Genomic DNA, 16,009 nt, shown 5'->3' on the forward strand with positions numbered 1-16,009 from the left:
CCGTCGAAGCGACGGCGCAGCCCTTTGTTCAGCAGATCAGTCGATAATCTCGAACAGCAAGGCGGTGGCGTCGTCGCTCACCTTGAAGCGCGGATATGTCTGGCCGTCGGGGTCTTCCTCGCGCTCGATACGGCGGAGTTCGGCCATGAGGGCGACAAGGCCGCGTTCCGAGGTTGCCTTGATAAGCGCGGCACCGTCGTAGCGGCCATATTTGTCGGCCAGCGCGGAAAAGCCGTCTGTGGCCAGAAGGCCGCGTGCCGGCAGGGCAGGGGTAATCCGCTGCACGGCAAGATGGGATGCGGCTTCCGGCGCGCTGCCCAAAGTCCAGACCGCGCCGCCCGGTTGGTTGTGGCGAGCGCGCGAGCGGCGCAAGGCTTCGCGCACCGTCGGCTCCTCGGCCAGTGAACGCCATGCGCGAAGGCCGCCAGCCTGCGTGACGGCGCGGCGTGCGCTTTCGCCTTCGGCCTTGCTGTATGCCTCGCTGGTTTCGAATGTCGCGCCGTCGGCGCCGACGAGGAAAAGCCGGCAATCGCCGAGACCGTAGATGGCGAGTTCGGAGCCCTCGACACGCGCCAGCTGGAAACTCGCCGTAGGCAACGCCCAGGCCTCGACCGGGTCTGAGCCTGCAGCCTCGGCGATCAATTGCGCGACGCGGTTGTTGAGGGCACGCACCACATCGGCAATCGGCGTCGCGGTGGTGGCCTCGGCCTCGAAAACCGTTTTCGCGAAACCGGCGAGCCATGCCGCATCGGATGTCGGACCGAGCAGCGGCCGCCCGCCAAGACCGGTGGCGCCATCGATAACGAAGGCAGCGGACGCGTTGCCGCCGACGGCGTCCTCATTGGCGCGGGCAGCGTTTCCAGGGTCGGTCAGCGAATCGAGAATGCGCAGTGTTGGCATGGGGCCTCCCGGGAGCCCTTCCATGTCGCCCATCCAAAGCCTGGGCGCAACAGAAAGCTGGAGCCCTTTCACATCGGGGCGGGGAGTGGACTTGACTGACATATAGCTCTTTGGTTATACGTCAATCAATAGCCAGCGGGTTATCGATTTCAAATGCCGGACAATCACGATCTGCTCTTCAAAACACTCGCCGATCCGACGCGGAGGGCGATCTTCGAGCGGCTGTGTCGGGAAGGCGAGCAGACAGTCGGCGCCTTGACGGCGCGGGCAGGGGTCTCGCAGCCGGCCGTCTCCAAGCATCTCGGCGTCCTGAAACACGCGGGACTGGTGCGCGACCGCCATGAAGGACGGCAGACCCACTACAGCGCGCAACTCGCCGCTCTCTCTCCTCTGGTCGACTGGACCAGCGAAATGGCCGGGTTCTGGGAGAGCCGGTTCGACAAACTCGAAGATTTGCTGAAAAGGATGGACCAATGACTGAAACGTCGACCGAAACGCGCTCTGTCGTCGTTGAACGCGATATCCCTTTCCCACCGGAGAAGCTTTGGCGCGCGCTCACGCAACCGCACCTGATGGAGGAGTGGCTGATGAAGAACGATTTCAAACCTGCCGTCGGCCACCGCTTCAATCTGCGCGGCGACTGGGGCGGTGTGTTGGACTGCGAAGTCCTTGCCATCGATCCGGGCAAGACGCTGTCCTATACCTGGGACTTCGCCCACGACGATCCGGCCTACAATATGAAAAGTGTGGTGACGTTTACACTCACCCCAACGGGTTCGGGCACGCGTTTGCGTGTGGAACAGGCAGGCTTCCGGCCGGATCAGAAACAGGCTTTCGGCGGCGCCAAGGCGGGCTGGCAGCAGTTCCTCACGAACCTCGAACAGGTTTTGGCGAGGACGGAATGAAGGTTGCCGCGCCGACTTGGCTCGCTTTCAAGGGAGATAGAAACAATGAACTGGAACAAGTGGATACGTCAGGGCCATCGCTGGCTTTCGATTGTCTTCACGGCGACAGTCGCCGCCAATTTCGCTGCCATGGCGCTGGGACAACCGCCGGCCTGGATCGTCTATTCGCCGCTGCTGCCGCTCTTCCTGCTGCTGTTCTCAGGCCTCTACATGTTCATCTTGCCCCATGCCGCCAAGTGGCGCGGCGAGCGAAGCACGGTTGGGTAGAGTGAACGCAATGGCTGGAAAGACATCCGGAAAATCGGCGATGAGCACAAAGAAAACCACAACCAAGCCTGCGGCCGGGGAACCGGTGCTGCTCTCAGGCGGCAACCCGCAGATCGCAAAGGGCTACGGCGACGAGCCGGTTCAGGCCTATATCGCGGCCATGCCGGGCTGGAAGAGCGATATTGGTCGTCGCATTGATGCTGTCATCGAACGCACCGTTCCCGGCGTGCGCAAGGCGGTGAAATGGAATTCGCCTCTCTACGGCGTTGCGGACGAAGGCCAGGGCTGGTTCCTCGGCCTGCACGTGTTCGCCAAATATGTGAAAGTCAGCTTCTTCCGTGGTGCGGCGCTGGACCCAGTTCCGCCAGGCACCTCCAAACAGAAGGAAATCCGCTACTACGACATTCACGAAGGCCGGTTCGACGAAGCGCAATTTGCCGACTGGGTGAAGCAGGCTAGTCAGTTGCTGGGCGAAAAACTGTAACGTCCGGCGTGATAGCGACGACAAGCACGAAGGAAGCGATGGCGACGATGCAGAAAAACGGTTCGACGGACTTAGGCCAAGAAGCCTCCCCCTCCCAACTGATCGATGCCACGATCAATGCGCTTGGCGACTGGCGGGGTGAAGTGCTCGGACGACTTCGCGCACTTATCAAACGGGCCAAGCCCGACGTGGTCGAGGAAGTAAAATGGCGCAAGCCATCGAACTCGATGCTGGGTGTTCCGGTATGGGAGCACGATGGAATGATCTGCACCGGCGAGACCTACAAGGCCGCCGTGAAGCTGACCTTTGCCAAGGGTGCCGCGCTGGAAGACCCCACGGGTCTCTTCAACTCCAGCCTCGATGGTAATGTCCGGCGCGCCATCGATTTCCATGAGGGTGGCAAGATCAATGAAGAGGCATTCGTGGCGCTCATTCGTGCCGCCGTGGCACTGAATGTTTCGACACGGGCTGCAACGCACCCTGCCCGCTCCGGGAAAGCGCCGAAGAGCGCCCAAAGGTAGCGCTGGTGGGTACTTCTCGGGTTGACCGTGCATGGCATTGGCCCTGTGAGCTGGGCATGCTGGCGCACTTGCTGCCCCGTACTCGACCCTGTTTGTTTGCCTGGGGCTGGGCTATAGCTTCTGCCGCCCGCAACCGCCCAAGGCCGACCATGCCCACAAAACTATCCGTGAACCTCAATGCCGTCGCGCTGCTGCGCAACCGTCGCGATCTGCCTTGGCCAAGTGTCACCGGGCTTGGCCGCATCGCGCTTGCCGCCGGCGCGCATGGGCTCACCGTGCATCCGCGCCCCGATGAGCGCCACACCCGCCATTCGGACTTGCCCGAGCTCAGGGCGCTGATCGACGACGAATTCCCCAAGGCCGAATTCAACATCGAGGGTTATCCCACGGAAGATTTTCTGGCGCTTGTGGAAAAGCACCAGCCCGAACAGGTGACGTTGGTGCCGGACGATCCAGCGCAGGCCACCTCCGACCACGGCTGGAACTTCGTCGAACAGGCGGCCTTCCTGGCCCCCGTCGTGAAAAGGCTGAAGAAGGGTGGTTTTCGGGTCTCGCTGTTCGCGGATCCAGATCCGGCCGGGGTGACCGCCGCACGCGACATCGGCGCCGACCGTATCGAGCTCTACACCGGCCCCTATGGCGGCTATCATTCCGATTCCGAAAAGGCAGGTAAGGAGTTGGAAAAGCTCGGAAAAACCGCCGACGCGGCAATCGCTGCCGGCCTTGAGGTCAATGCCGGACACGACCTCGTGGTAGCCAATCTGCCGCCGCTGGTGAAACGTATCCCCAAATTGGCGGAAGTCTCGATCGGGCACGGCTTGACAGCCGATGCGCTGCAGTATGGCATGGCGGGAACGGTCGCAAGGTTCCTCAAGGCATGTGGATGGTAGGGTACGTCTTGCGGCTGCCGGCTATCTGCGGGCAGTGACGTCGGGGCACTTGATATTGCAATGCAGCAAGCGTAGAGCACCGCGCGCTTGAAACGGAGTGTCGCCGATGGCCCTTGCCAATAATGGCTCTGAGGCAGAAGCAACCGAACAACCCGAGCATTCCGGGGTCGAACAGCACAGCACCAAGGTGCTGATGCTGGGCGCGCTGGGGGTTGTCTATGGCGATATCGGCACCAGTCCGATCTATGCGTTCCGCGAGGCGCTGGTAGCAGCGTCTGGCAGCGAGCTGACCAAGCGCGAAGACATTCTCGGCGTCTTGTCGCTGATCATCTGGGCGCTGACGATCATCGTCACCATCAAATATGTCATGTTCGTGCTGCGCGCCGACAACCGCGGTGAGGGCGGTACGCTGTCGCTGATGGCATTGGCGCGCGCCACTTTCCAGAAACGCTCGGCCCTCGTGCTGGGCATCGGCATGGTCGGTGCAGCACTGTTCTATGGCGACGCCGTCATCACGCCGGCGATCTCCGTGCTCTCCGCGGTTGAAGGCATGAAGGTCGTTACGCCGGCCTTCGACCCCTATGTCGTGCCGCTGACCTTGTTCATCCTGGCCATCCTGTTTTCCGTCCAGCGCTTCGGCACCGGTGGCGTCGCCATGATCTTCGGGCCAATCACCGCCTTCTGGTTCCTTGCCATTGGCGCCTCCGGCATCGTGCATATTGTCGACGATCCCGAGGTGCTGCTGGCGATCAATCCCTACTACATCGTCCATTTCCTCATCAATTCGCCGGGTGTCGCCTTCGTCACGGTCGGCGCGATCTTCCTGGCGGTGACCGGCGCGGAAGCGCTCTACGCAGACCTCGGCCATTTCGGCCGCAAGCCGATCGTGCTGGCCTGGCTCTCCATCGTCTTCCCGTGCCTGCTGCTCAATTATGCCGGCCAGGCCGCCTATGTGCTGGCCAAGGGCGGTGAAGTCGGCCATCCCTTCTTCGAGATGAACGAGGGTTGGGCGCTGATCCCGATGGTCGTTCTGGCCACGGCGGCAACCGTGATCGCCAGCCAGGCGGTGATCTCCGGTGCGTTTTCGCTGACCCGTCAGGCCGTGCAGCTCAACATGCTGCCGCGCCTCGAAATCCAGCATACGTCCGAAAGGCAGTCCGGCCAGATCTACATGCCGCGCGTCAACTTCATCCTGGCGATCGTGGTTATGCTGCTCGTGGTCGGCTTCCAGCAGTCGAGTTCGCTGGCCTCGGCCTATGGCATCTCCGTCACCGGCAACATGCTGGTCACGACGGTTCTGCTGTTCGTGATCATGACCCGCATCTGGAAGTGGCCGCTCAGCGTCGCCGTGGCACTGACCGCGTTGTTCGCCTTCATCGATTTTGGCTTCTTTATTTCCAACATCGTCAAGGTGTTCGAAGGCGGTTGGGCCTCGCTGGCTGTCGCCTTCTCGGTGGTGCTGGTGATGTGGACCTGGGTGCGCGGCAGCCGCTACCTGTTCGAGAAGACGCGCCGCAACGAAATCCCGCTCGATTTCCTGGCCGGCAATCTGCAGAAGAAGAAGCCGCAGCTCGTCGCCGGCACAGCGGTGTTCTTGACCAGCGATCCGATGAGCGCGCCCACCGCGCTCATGCACAGCCTCAAGCACTACAAGGTGCTGCACGAGCAGAACGTCATTCTTTCGGTGGTGACGGCGCCGCAGCCGGTCGTGCCCGACAGCGAACGCGTCAAGATGGAGACGATCAACGAGCTGTTCATGCGTGTGACGCTGACCTTCGGCTATATGGAGCAGCCCAACATTCCGAAGGCTTTGGCCATCTGCCGCAAGCAGGGCTGGAAGTTCGACATCATGACGACCTCGTTCTTCCTGTCGCGCCGCTCGCTGAAGGCTTCGCCCAGTTCCGGCATGCCGGTGTGGCAAGACAGGATGTTCATCGGCCTTGCGCGCACGGCCGCTGACGCCACCGAATATTTCCAGATTCCAACCGGTCGCGTCGTCGAGATCGGTACACAGGTGGCGATCTAACCGTTCACGGGTCCTGGGGGAGGCAATGATGCGGGGGACCAAGCCATTGGCTGCCATGTTGGTGGCTGTCGTTGCAGCGTTTTCGTCCATTGGCGCCGCACGTGCCGCTGAGACGGTGGTGACGCTGGAAAGCGGCGTGGCCGGTACGCTCAGCCTGCCAGACGGCGTCGCCAAGGCGCCGGTGGTGCTGATGCTGCACGGTTTCGCGGGCAGCCGCGACGAAGTCGCTTCCATGTACAAGCGCGAGGCGGAGGCGCTGGCCGCCAATGGCATCGCCTCGCTGCGCATCGACTTCCGCGGCTTCGGCGAAAGTGATGGCAGTGCCGAGGATCTGACCGTCGACAGCCAGTTGGCCGACGCGACGTCCGCACTTGCCTATCTCAAGGCCAATGACCATGTCGATCCCGCGCGGCTCGGAGTGCTGGGCTTCAGCCTTGGCGGCGGCATCGCCATCCTGACGGCGGAGCAGAACCCAGCATTGGTGAAATCGCTGGTCACCTGGTCGTCCGTCGGCGACTTCCACAAGGACATGGTGGGCGACGTCGGCCAGAAGACGTTCGATAAGGCAGCGAAAGCTGGTGTTGCCGTCATCGACTTCGGCAATCACCAACTCGTTCTGAAGAAGGATTTCTTCGACAGCCTGGACAAGTTCCAGCTCGCGCCTGCCATTGCCCGCTATCACGGCGCCTATCTGGCTATTGCCGGCAGCGACGACTTTTCGGCGGCCTATGTCGAGCCGTTCGTCGCGTCCGCTCCAGCTAGCCCGAAGGAGGCGCTGGTGCTGCCGGGCGAGAACCACATCTACCATGCGCTGAGTTTCTTCCGCAGCGGTGTCGAGCCGGTGATCGCCAAGACCGCCGATTGGTTCGCCAAGACGCTGTAGCCATTGATGTCCAAACGTCTCGATATCGCCATTGCCGGCGCTGGTCCGGCCGGGTTGGCGACCGCGCTCTATCTGCATCGCGCCGGCCACAACGTCACCGTCTTCGAGCGTTTCGAAAAACCATCGCCCGTCGGCTCCGGCCTGATCCTGCAGCCGACCGGGCTCACAGTGCTCTCCGATCTCGGCCTGCTCGACGCGATCCTAACACTCGGCAGCCGCATCGACCGCCTGCATGGCGCCGATTCGTCCAGCGGCTGCACCGTGCTCGACGTGCGCTACGACGCCCGTCCGGGCGGGCGCTTCGGCCTTGCCGTCCATCGCGCGGCGCTGTTCGGCGTGCTTTATCGCGCCGTGCGCGAGGCGGGCATAACGATCGAGACCGGCGTCGATCTGATCGGCCTGGAAAGCGGCGAGCGGGCCCGCCTCGTTGATGGCGACGGCCGTGGTGCCGGCCCGTTTGATTTGGTCGTCGATGCCACCGGTTCGCGGTCGAAGCTGCGTGGGTATGCGGCGGCTCCGGCCGAGCCGCGGCCGCTGACCTATGGCGCTTTCTGGGCATCGCTTGGCTGGCGCGGCGAGGGTTTTGACGAGCATGCGCTGCTGCAGCGCTACAATCGGGCAAATGTGATGATCGGCGTGCTGCCGATCGGCCGGGCCGAGCCCGGCGGCGAGAAGATGGCGGCCTTCTTCTGGAGCTTGAAGCCGGCGGATGCCGAGGCGGTGCAGGCACGGGGGCTACAGGCATGGAAGGAGCGTGTGCTGGCGTTGTGGCCGGCCTGCGCACCTTACCTTGCGCAGATCGACAGCTTCGATCAGCTGACGCTGGCCCGCTATGGCCATCACACGTTGAAGATGCCGGCCGGGCGGCGGTTGGCCATCATTGGCGACGCTGCTCATTCGACAAGCCCGCAACTCGGGCAGGGCGCCAATATGGCGCTGCTCGATGCGGCGGCACTTTCCCATGCCTTGAAAGAGAACGGCGACGTGACCGATGCGCTGTCGGTCTATGCCGCGGCGCGGCGGCGGCACGTGCGCAGCTTCCAGGCGCTGTCCTTGATGTTCACGCCGTTCTATCAGTCGGATTCGACGGTACTGCCCTTCATCCGCGACCGGCTGGTTGCGATCGCGGCACGGGTGCCGCCCGCGCCGCAACTGCTGGCCTCGATGGTGGCCGGAACGATGGTCGATCCCTTCCGGTCGATCGGCCTGGTCGAGCCGGATTGGCGCGAGATACGTCCCAATCTCTCGACCGTCGCCGTCAGCGTCACCTAGCAACGGGTCGGCGCGGCCTTGACCGGGATCAGCGCCTGTCGCTGTTCCCGGCGGATGGCGATCGCGGCAATGAGCAAAGCCAGGATCGGGGCGATGGCAGCAAACAGCGGCACTGCGGCCAGGCCAGGGCCACGGTCAATCACCAGGCCGGACAGCCACGCGCCCAGCGCATTGCCGAGATTGAAGGCGGCGATGTTGAAGGAGGATACCAGGCTCTGGCCGCCTTCTCCGGCCTTGCCCAGCACCCACAACTGCAGCGGCGCCACCGTGGCGAAGCCAGCGGTGCCAAGCAGGCCGACGAAGATGACGGCCGCGACCTGCTGATGCATGGCGAATGCCGCAAGCGCCAGAGTGAGAGCCAATGCGGCCAGTGAAGCGATGACGGTGGCGTTGAGCCGCTTGTCGGCCAGGCGGCCGCCGAGAAGATTGCCGACCAGCAGGCCGCCGCCGAAGACGAGCAGGATGGGCGAGACGGCGGCCTCGGAGAAACCGGCCACCTGGGTAAGCAGCGGCGCGATATAGGTGAAGGCGCCGAACACGCCGATCCAGGACAGGATGGTGACGGCGAGCCCGACCAGCACGGCGGGCTGCACCAATATGGCCAGGCTGACGCTGTCTTGCGCCACTGCGTCGGCCTGCAGGCGCTTCGGCACCAGAAGCTGGATGACGACGACCGCGACAATGCCGATCAACGTCACCGCCCAGAAGGTGGAGCGCCAGCCAGAATGCTGGCCGAGCCAGGTGCCGAACGGCACGCCGAGGATGGTGGCGGCGGTGAGGCCGGTGAACATGACGGCGATCGCCGTCGCCTTTTTGTCGGGAGCGACGAGACTGGTGGCGACGACCGAGCCGACGCCGAAGAAAGTGGCGTGTGCGAAAGCGGTGACGACGCGTGCGGCCATCAGCGTCCAATAATCCGGCGCCAGCGCACAGGCGGCGTTGCCCAGCGTGAACACGACCATCAATGCCAGCAGCAGCGGCTTCTTCGGCAACCGCGCGGTGGCAATGCCGAGCAGCGGTGCGCCAAGCACGACGCCGAGTGCATAACCGGAGATCAAGAGGCCGGCAGCGGTAATGGAGACGCCGAGATCCTTGCCGACATCGATCAGCAGACCCATGATGACGAATTCGGTGACGCCGATGCCGAAGGCACCGGCGGTGAGAGCGTAGAGGGCAAGGGGCATGGCGGCGCTTTCCGGTTAGGCGGGGCGTTCGGACCGGAAAATGGACAGCATCGCTGCCATGAACTAGACTGCCGGCTGGCATAGGATCCTTGAACTAAATTCACAGATATGACGACCCGCATCGACACCAACCGGCTGGGCGAGATGGACGTGTTCGTGCGCGTGGTCGAGCTGTGCGGCTTTTCGCCGGCGGCACGCGCGCTGCGATTGTCGCCGTCGGGCGTCAGCAAGCTGATCACGCGGCTGGAAACCCGCCTCGGCACGCGGCTGTTCAACCGCTCGACGCGCAAGCTGGCGCTGACGGCCGAAGGCAGCATTTTCTATGACCGCTGCGTGCAAATCCTGGCCGATGTTGACGGCGCCGAACGCGAGGCCGCCGCCGGCGCGGTTCCGCGCGGTCGGCTCAGGGTCAATTGCAACGTCGCCTTCTCGCAATGGGTGCTGACGCCGGTCCTGCCGGATTTTCTGGCGCGCTATCCGGAGATCGTTCTCGATCTCGTCGTCTCGGACGTCGTGGTGGACCTGCTGCAGGAGCATGCCGATGTCGCCATCCGCATCGGCCCGCTCGCCAACTCCAGCCTGATCGCGCGCAAACTGGGCGCAAGCCGCGCCATCGTGGTTGCCGCTCCCGCCTATCTCGATCAGATGGGCACGCCACGGGAGCCTGCCGATCTTGCCCGCCACAATCTGCTCGGCTTCGGCTTTTCCAGGCTGGTCGAGGGCTGGCCCTTCCTGGGCGAGAACGGGCAAGTGGTGCGCGTTGCTCCGCAAGGCAATGTGCTGGTCAGTGACGGTGACACCATGCGCCGGCTGGCGGTGGAGGGCGTCGGCATCGCACGCGTGGCGCGCTTCCAGCTCGAAGAGGATCTCGCGACCGGCCGGCTGGTGCAGCTTCTCGAAGACTACAGCCCCGGCGAGGTCGAGCCGATCCATGCCGTCTATGTCGGGCAAGGCGGTGTGCTGCCGGCGCGTGTGCGCGCCTTCCTCGACTTCCTGACCGAGCGCGTGAAGGTGCGGTAGCGGCCGTCGCCGCTTTCGTGGGTCAATCTTTTTTCTCCAGCGGTGGCCGGTGGCGGATTGGCGAGACATATCCGCCGCCTCTAAGGCTCCCCATCAATGAGTAGCCTTGAGTTGAGAGCCATGTCCCTGTTTTCGCCCATCGTCACCGAATTCTGGAGAACGCAGTTCGCAAACGCGGCTCTTTTCCACGGAGACACGACTTTCACCATCGCCGTCAATCCGGAGCTCGAAGAGGGCAGCCGGGTCATGGTGCTGAAGACGACCGACGGTCGAGGCGCAGCCGTACTGACACCTACCATGGCCGACAGGCTGGGCCTTGCGGCAGGGCACGACCTAACGGAGGCGACGTTCCGCCGGAAACTGGCCGAGGCGGGTGTGATCCTCAATGGCGCGGATTTCGTGTTCTATTTTTCCGACGGCGCCAGGCAGGCCCTGACGCAGGAGAAGCCGGAAGCCGGTGTAGGCCAGCTGACGGATCAGGATGGCGCGATCTTTTCGGCGTTCCAGTCTTCGGCCTCCGAGCAGGATCTGGACGACGCCTATGTGGAACTCGACCACTGGGCGGTGTTCGGTTCCTTCGACGATGGTCGCCTGGTTTGCGCGGCCAGCATGTATCCCTGGGAGGATGCGCCGATCGCCGATACCGGTGTGCTGACTTTGCCTTCATATCGGGGAAAAGGACATGCCCGCAAGGTCGTGCGCGCGATCAGCCGGTATGCCTGCGAGCAGGGCTACGAACCCCAATACCGCTGCCAGACCGACAATCTGGCGTCCGTGGCCTTGGCCAAGACCGCCGGCCTGACCCTGTTCGGAACATGGGAGGTGATTTCACCCGACAGCCCGGACTGATGCGGGCTGTTTTCGACAGGTTCGAACGGCGCTGGCGAATCCGCTTGCAAAGCGCCGCGTTCGCCACTACGAAAGAACCGTAACGTACGGTACGGTTCTGATGGCAATGGAAACGACTGCCGAAAAGGCTGTCAACCAAAGTGGAGGGGAGGCGCGGCCGGCGCAACCCGAAACCTTGACCGATCGCCAGAAGGATGTGCTCGACACTGTCTTGCGCCTCCTTGTCGAGGAAGGCGATGCGCTGACCATGACGGCGGTGGCGCGGCGCGCCTCCTGTTCCAAGGAAACGCTGTACAAATGGTTCGGTGACCGCGACGGGCTGCTCACCGCCACTGTACAATGGCAGGCGTCGAAGGTGCGGGTGGCTACCGTCGATCGCGAGGGACTTGACCTTGCCTCGCTGAGCGCCAGCCTGGAAGGCTTTGCCCGCGACTGGCTGCGCGTCATTTCCAGCGACACCTCCATTGCCTTGAACCGTGTCGCGGTCGGCCATGCCGGCTCCGGCAAGGACGATCTCGGCCGCATCGTGCTCGAAAACGGTCGCTTCGCGCTGGCCAGACGCCTGAAGCCGCTGCTGGAGGCCGGGCGCGAAAAGGGGCTTCTCGATTTCGCGGACGCCGAAACGGCGTTCCGTACTTTCTTCGGACTTGTCGGCCGCGACGTGCAGGTGCGCCTGCTGCTCGGCGACAGACTGGATTTGACTGAGGCGGAGATCGGCGGCGACGCCGTCCGGGCAACGCAGCAGTTTCTCGCTCTTTACGGGGCAAAAACCGGGCCGAGAGGCCTCTGACTTCAAACGGGAAGGAAAGAAGAAATGCGTGTCTATTACGATCGCGACGCCGATCTCAATCTGATCAAGGGCAAGAAGGTCGCCATCATCGGCTACGGTTCGCAGGGCCGCGCCCATGCGCTTAATCTGAAGGATTCCGGCGCCAAGGAACTCGTCATCGGCCTGAAGGCCGGTTCGGCGACCGCCAAGAAGGTCGAGGCCGACGGCCTCAAGGTGATGACCGTTGCCGAGGCTGCCAAGTGGGCCGACCTCATGATGATGGCGACGCCGGACGAACTGCAGGCCGACATCTACAAGAACGAGATTGCCCCGAACATCCGCGACGGCGCCGCGATTGCTTTCGCTCACGGCCTCAACGTGCATTTCGGCCTGATCGAGCCGAAGGCGACGGTTGACGTCGTCATGATCGCGCCGAAGGGCCCGGGCCACACCGTGCGCGGCGAATACCAGAAGGGCGGCGGCGTGCCGTGCCTGATCGCGGTGCACCAGGATGCCTCGGGCAATGCCCACGATCTGGCGCTCTCCTACGCCTGCGGCGTCGGTGGCGGCCGCTCGGGCATCATCGAGACCAATTTCCGCGAGGAATGCGAAACCGATCTGTTCGGTGAGCAGGTTGTGCTGTGCGGCGGTCTGGTCGAACTCATCCGCGCCGGCTTCGAGACGCTGGTGGAAGCCGGCTACGCGCCTGAAATGGCCTATTTCGAGTGCCTGCACGAAGTGAAGCTGATCGTCGACCTGATCTATGAAGGCGGCATCGCCAACATGAACTACTCGATCTCGAACACCGCCGAGTGGGGTGAATATGTGTCGGGTCCGCGCATCATCACCGCCGAGACCAAGGCCGAGATGAAGCGCGTGCTCAACGACATCCAGACCGGCAAGTTCACCTCGGAATGGATGCAGGAATATCGTTCGGGTGCTGCCCGCTTCAAGGCGACCCGCCGCCTCAACGACGAACATCCGATCGAGCAGGTCGGCGAGAAGCTGCGCGGCATGATGCCGTGGATTTCGAAGAACAAGCTGGTCGACAAGGCCAAGAACTAAGCAGGCTTCACGGCTTTCTTCCCCGCGTCCCGGGCTTTGCTCGCGGGCGCCGATGACAGCCTCCTGTAATGTTCAGCGAGAAAACTCAAAGCCGGCGAATCGCTTCGCCGGCTTTTTTCATGTGCCAATTCGGCACGACTAAATTGGCATAAAGGTCGCATGTCTCCCGATGGGGAGGGCGGTCGTCCGGAAATGGACCTGCGCCCGGCGGCATCGGTGTCGACTTTGCGGTCGGCTCGGGGCCGATAGTTCCGTGCCGTTTCGACCGGTCCCGCGGGGGGCTACGGCGGCGGTACGAGAGCCGGTGCGGCGGGGGGCCGCGCCGGCTCAGTCGTTCAGAACATGACCGCTTCAGTAGCGGTAGGGCGAGATGCACTGCCGGCGAGGGCCGTAGTTCGGCTGGAACGTGTTGTCCCAAGCCCGGTACGAACGATAACGGGCATAACACCACTGCACATGGCCAGACGCACGCGGCGCGCGGTAGATGCGCGGCCGGGGCCGGTAGTAATAATCGTCATAGAGCATGCCGGAACCCAGGCCGAGCCCGAAATAGACGCCGGAATTGCCCCAGCGCGGGCGGTGGCGGTAGCGCCAGCCGTCGTCACGCCAGCCGCGGCGCCAATGACGGTCGCCCCGCCAGCCGTCGCCGCGCCAGTCACGATCGCCACGCCAATGCCGGTTGCCGCGCCAGCCATCGCCGCGCCAGTTGCGGCGCCATTCTTGGCTGGCGTTGCCACGATCGTTGCCGCCGGCCCAGCTGTCGCGCACCGTCTGGATATCGGATGGCGCGGCCGGGGCTATCGGCGCGGGCATGGGAACGGAAAATGCCGGCACGGAAAGGCCGACAAGCAGGCCGAGCGTCACGAGCCCGGTGCGGAAGTTGATGAGCCGTTTCATAACACTCTCCAATGAACCACAGGCCCCGCGCCCCTTGGATTTCGTGGGAGGCGGCGACAATGGGCCTCGGTGCATGAACGAGCGATGAACGGGTTGGTTTCATCAACTATTCCAAACGACTTGTCGCGTCCCGTTATCGAACAGGATCAGGTCTTGTCTTTGGCCGGGCTTGCAGGCAAACCTCATTCCATGTCGCTGCGCCTCGCCACTTTCAATGTCGAGAACCTGATGAACAGGTTCGACTTCTCCGGCTACCGCAACCAATTGAACGAGGACCGTACGCTGGCCCTCTTCGATATCCGCAGCGAGGCCGAATACAGGCTGCTCGAGCAAGCCCGCGTGATCGCCCATTCCGACGATACGCGCCAGCTGACAGCCTTGGCGATCGCCGCGACCCGAGCCGACATCGTCTGCCTGCAGGAGGTGGACAATATCGAGGCGCTGAAAGCGTTCGAATACGGCTATCTCTTCAAGATGGTGGGCGAGGGCTACCGGCAGAAATACACGACCGAAGGCAATGATTCGCGCGGCATCGACGTCGCGCTGATGATGCGTACCGAAACGGCTCATGGCCAGCCGATCGAATTCGTGCGCATGACCAGCCACGCCTATGTGACCTTCGAGCAGTTCGGCCTGTTCAACGACGATCTCGCCGCAATGGGGCATGAGCCCGGCGAACGTATCTTCCGCCGCGACTGCCTGGAGGTGGACGTGACCGTCGGCGGTGTGCCGCTCACGCTTTATCTGGTGCATTTCAAGTCGATGGGGCCACCGCGCAACGGGCTCGACGGTCGTGCCGCCACCATGCCGCTGCGCATCGCCGAGGCAAGCGCGGTGCGCCACATCATCGAACAGCGCTTCGGCAAGGATCACGCCGCCGGCAAACGCTGGGCGATCTGCGGCGACATGAACGATTATCGCCAACGTGTCCTCATCGGCGGCGATGCCCATGCCGGCTTCCACTTCGAGCCGGTGGTGGAGACGAACACCTGCCTCAACGTCTTCCTTTCCGACGGTTTCGCCGAAAACATCGTCGAGCGGCGTCCCGAAATGGACCGGTGGACGCTCTACCACACGCGCGGTCCGCAGGAGCGGCATCTTTGCCAGCTCGACTATATCCTGTTGTCGAAAGGGCTTGCGGCGCGAAACGCGGCCATTCCCGACATCGTGCGCAACGGCCAGCCGTGGCGCACGCCGTTCCCGCCCGGCCAGGAAGTGCCGCGGTTTCCGCGCATCGGCTGGGACCGCCCGAAAGCTTCGGACCATTGCCCGGTGGCGGTGACGCTGGATCTGGTCTGACCGTGGCGAAGTTCGAGCTGCCGCGCGATCAGATTGTGCCGGTGACCGCGGTCGAGGTCCGGCTCGATCCCGGCCCTCACCCCTTCGAATTGGAGAACGTCGCGGCTATCGAGGCGAACTGGCGGCAGGAACATGCGGCCAATCCGCGCCTGTTCGATGGCGCCATGGTGTTGCTTTCGGAATTGAAGCTGGACGGGCAGGGCAGGCTTGTCGGCCGCTGCCACAATGTCCGTTTCGCCACGATGCTCTATTGGCGCAAGAACAAGGGCAGTCCCGATATCGAGCATTGTTTCGCGCAGGCGGCCCTGGTGTCGCGCGACGGTGCGTTGGTGGCGGTGCGCATGGGGCCGCATACGGCCAATGCCGGCCGCATCTATTTCGCCGCCGGTTCGTTCGAAGCGGTGGACTTCGTCCAGGACCGCGCCGACATCGCCGCCAACATGCATCGCGAGGTGAAGGAGGAGACCGGGCTCGATCTTGGCGATGTCCGCCACGAGCCGCTTTACCATCTCCATTCGATCAATGGCTCGACGATGCTGTTCCGGCGCTACTTCCTGGCCGACGACGCCGATGTCGTCGCGGACGGGATCAGGACCTTCGTTGCTTCCGAAGCAGACCCCGAAATCGAAGGGCCGGTGGTCATTCGGTCCGCACAAAACCTGCCGGAGGGAGCACTGAACCATCTGGCCGCCGTTGCGCGCTGGCATTTCGGCTGACCAACGCTGCAGGCTGCGTCCAATGCGACATGGCCGGTTCGTTGGAACGCGCGGTGCCACGA

18 protein-coding genes are annotated in these 16,009 nt (G+C 63.5%); 15 read left to right on the top strand and 3 right to left on the bottom strand.

All coding sequences use genetic code 11. The features are described 5' to 3' along the window. Window positions 1-36: 36 nt before the first annotated feature. Entirely contained in the window at window positions 37-900 is an 864-nt protein-coding gene (locus tag FZF13_RS19205; protein WP_024924515.1) for a hypothetical protein, read from the bottom strand. 153 nt (window positions 901-1,053) lie between these two features. On the opposite strand from FZF13_RS19205, the gene FZF13_RS19210 reads away from it, so the two are divergent. The 9 genes from FZF13_RS19210 (at window position 1,054) to FZF13_RS19250 (ending at window position 8,148) form a co-directional block, all read left to right on the top strand. Then, a complete protein-coding gene (locus FZF13_RS19210) occupies window positions 1,054-1,377 on the top strand; it encodes an ArsR/SmtB family transcription factor (RefSeq protein ID WP_024924516.1) in 324 nt (107 codons plus the stop codon). Beyond that, window positions 1,374-1,805: an SRPBCC family protein gene (locus FZF13_RS19215; RefSeq protein ID WP_024924517.1), complete on the top strand. Its 432-nt coding sequence runs from the start codon at window positions 1,374-1,376 to the stop codon at window positions 1,803-1,805. The genes FZF13_RS19210 and FZF13_RS19215 overlap by 4 nt, the downstream gene beginning before the upstream one ends. Window positions 1,806-1,850: 45 nt before the next feature. Continuing rightward, window positions 1,851-2,072 carry a hypothetical protein gene (locus FZF13_RS19220; protein ID WP_024924518.1) on the top strand — a complete coding sequence of 74 codons (222 nt, stop codon included), beginning with the start codon at window positions 1,851-1,853 and terminating at the stop codon, window positions 2,070-2,072. Between the two features lie 10 nt (window positions 2,073-2,082). Continuing rightward, entirely contained in the window at window positions 2,083-2,556 is a 474-nt protein-coding gene (locus FZF13_RS19225) for a DUF1801 domain-containing protein (protein ID WP_024924519.1), read from the top strand. A gap of 47 nt (window positions 2,557-2,603) precedes the next feature. Beyond that, complete coding sequence (locus FZF13_RS19230) at window positions 2,604-3,077, top strand: DUF1801 domain-containing protein (protein WP_024924520.1); 474 nt, start codon at window positions 2,604-2,606, stop codon at window positions 3,075-3,077. Window positions 3,078-3,226: 149 nt separating this feature from the next. Continuing rightward, window positions 3,227-3,967 carry a pyridoxine 5'-phosphate synthase gene (locus FZF13_RS19235; RefSeq protein WP_024924521.1) on the top strand — a complete coding sequence of 247 codons (741 nt, stop codon included), beginning with the start codon at window positions 3,227-3,229 and terminating at the stop codon, window positions 3,965-3,967. A gap of 106 nt (window positions 3,968-4,073) precedes the next feature. Continuing rightward, a complete protein-coding gene (locus FZF13_RS19240; protein WP_024924522.1) occupies window positions 4,074-5,993 on the top strand; it encodes a potassium transporter Kup in 1,920 nt (639 codons plus the stop codon). A gap of 28 nt (window positions 5,994-6,021) precedes the next feature. After that, a complete protein-coding gene (locus tag FZF13_RS19245; RefSeq protein WP_051504752.1) occupies window positions 6,022-6,876 on the top strand; it encodes an alpha/beta hydrolase family protein in 855 nt (284 codons plus the stop codon). 6 nt (window positions 6,877-6,882) lie between these two features. Then, window positions 6,883-8,148, top strand: coding sequence for an FAD-dependent oxidoreductase (locus tag FZF13_RS19250; protein WP_024924524.1), 1,266 nt, complete (start codon window positions 6,883-6,885; stop codon window positions 8,146-8,148). On the opposite strand, the gene FZF13_RS19255 is transcribed toward FZF13_RS19250, so the two are convergent. Next, window positions 8,145-9,332, bottom strand: a complete 1,188-nt coding sequence (locus tag FZF13_RS19255; protein WP_024924525.1) for an MFS transporter — start codon at window positions 9,330-9,332, stop codon at window positions 8,145-8,147. The genes FZF13_RS19250 and FZF13_RS19255 overlap by 4 nt on opposite strands. 108 nt (window positions 9,333-9,440) lie before the next feature. Here FZF13_RS19255 and FZF13_RS19260 point away from each other — a divergent pair, with 108 nt between their 5' ends. The 4 genes from FZF13_RS19260 to ilvC all read left to right on the top strand — a co-directional run bounded on the left by FZF13_RS19260 (window position 9,441) and on the right by ilvC (window position 13,035). After that, complete coding sequence (locus tag FZF13_RS19260) at window positions 9,441-10,352, top strand: LysR family transcriptional regulator (protein ID WP_024924526.1); 912 nt, start codon at window positions 9,441-9,443, stop codon at window positions 10,350-10,352. Between the two features lie 120 nt (window positions 10,353-10,472). After that, window positions 10,473-11,201: a GNAT family N-acetyltransferase gene (locus FZF13_RS19265; RefSeq protein WP_024924527.1), complete on the top strand. Its 729-nt coding sequence runs from the start codon at window positions 10,473-10,475 to the stop codon at window positions 11,199-11,201. A gap of 175 nt (window positions 11,202-11,376) precedes the next feature. Then, window positions 11,377-11,991, top strand: coding sequence for a TetR/AcrR family transcriptional regulator (locus FZF13_RS19270; protein WP_051504773.1), 615 nt, complete (start codon window positions 11,377-11,379; stop codon window positions 11,989-11,991). A 24-nt stretch (window positions 11,992-12,015) separates the two neighbouring features. Continuing rightward, window positions 12,016-13,035: a ketol-acid reductoisomerase gene (gene ilvC / locus FZF13_RS19275; RefSeq protein ID WP_024924529.1), complete on the top strand. Its 1,020-nt coding sequence runs from the start codon at window positions 12,016-12,018 to the stop codon at window positions 13,033-13,035. Between the two features lie 351 nt (window positions 13,036-13,386). On the opposite strand, the gene FZF13_RS19280 is transcribed toward ilvC, so the two are convergent. Continuing rightward, entirely contained in the window at window positions 13,387-13,932 is a 546-nt protein-coding gene (locus FZF13_RS19280; protein WP_024924530.1) for a BA14K family protein, read from the bottom strand. A 189-nt stretch (window positions 13,933-14,121) separates the two neighbouring features. Between FZF13_RS19280 and FZF13_RS19285 the strand changes: the two genes are divergently transcribed. After that, the gene (locus FZF13_RS19285; RefSeq protein ID WP_024924531.1) at window positions 14,122-15,231 is read left to right on the top strand and encodes an endonuclease/exonuclease/phosphatase family protein; all 1,110 of its coding nucleotides are present in this window, start codon (window positions 14,122-14,124) and stop codon (window positions 15,229-15,231) included. A gap of 2 nt (window positions 15,232-15,233) precedes the next feature. Beyond that, window positions 15,234-15,947, top strand: a complete 714-nt coding sequence (locus tag FZF13_RS19290; RefSeq protein ID WP_024924532.1) for an NUDIX hydrolase — start codon at window positions 15,234-15,236, stop codon at window positions 15,945-15,947. The last annotated feature ends 62 nt before the right edge of the window (window positions 15,948-16,009 follow it).

This window comes from Mesorhizobium terrae, assembly GCF_008727715.1.
In the GTDB taxonomy this organism is placed as follows: domain Bacteria; phylum Pseudomonadota; class Alphaproteobacteria; order Rhizobiales; family Rhizobiaceae; genus Mesorhizobium; species Mesorhizobium terrae.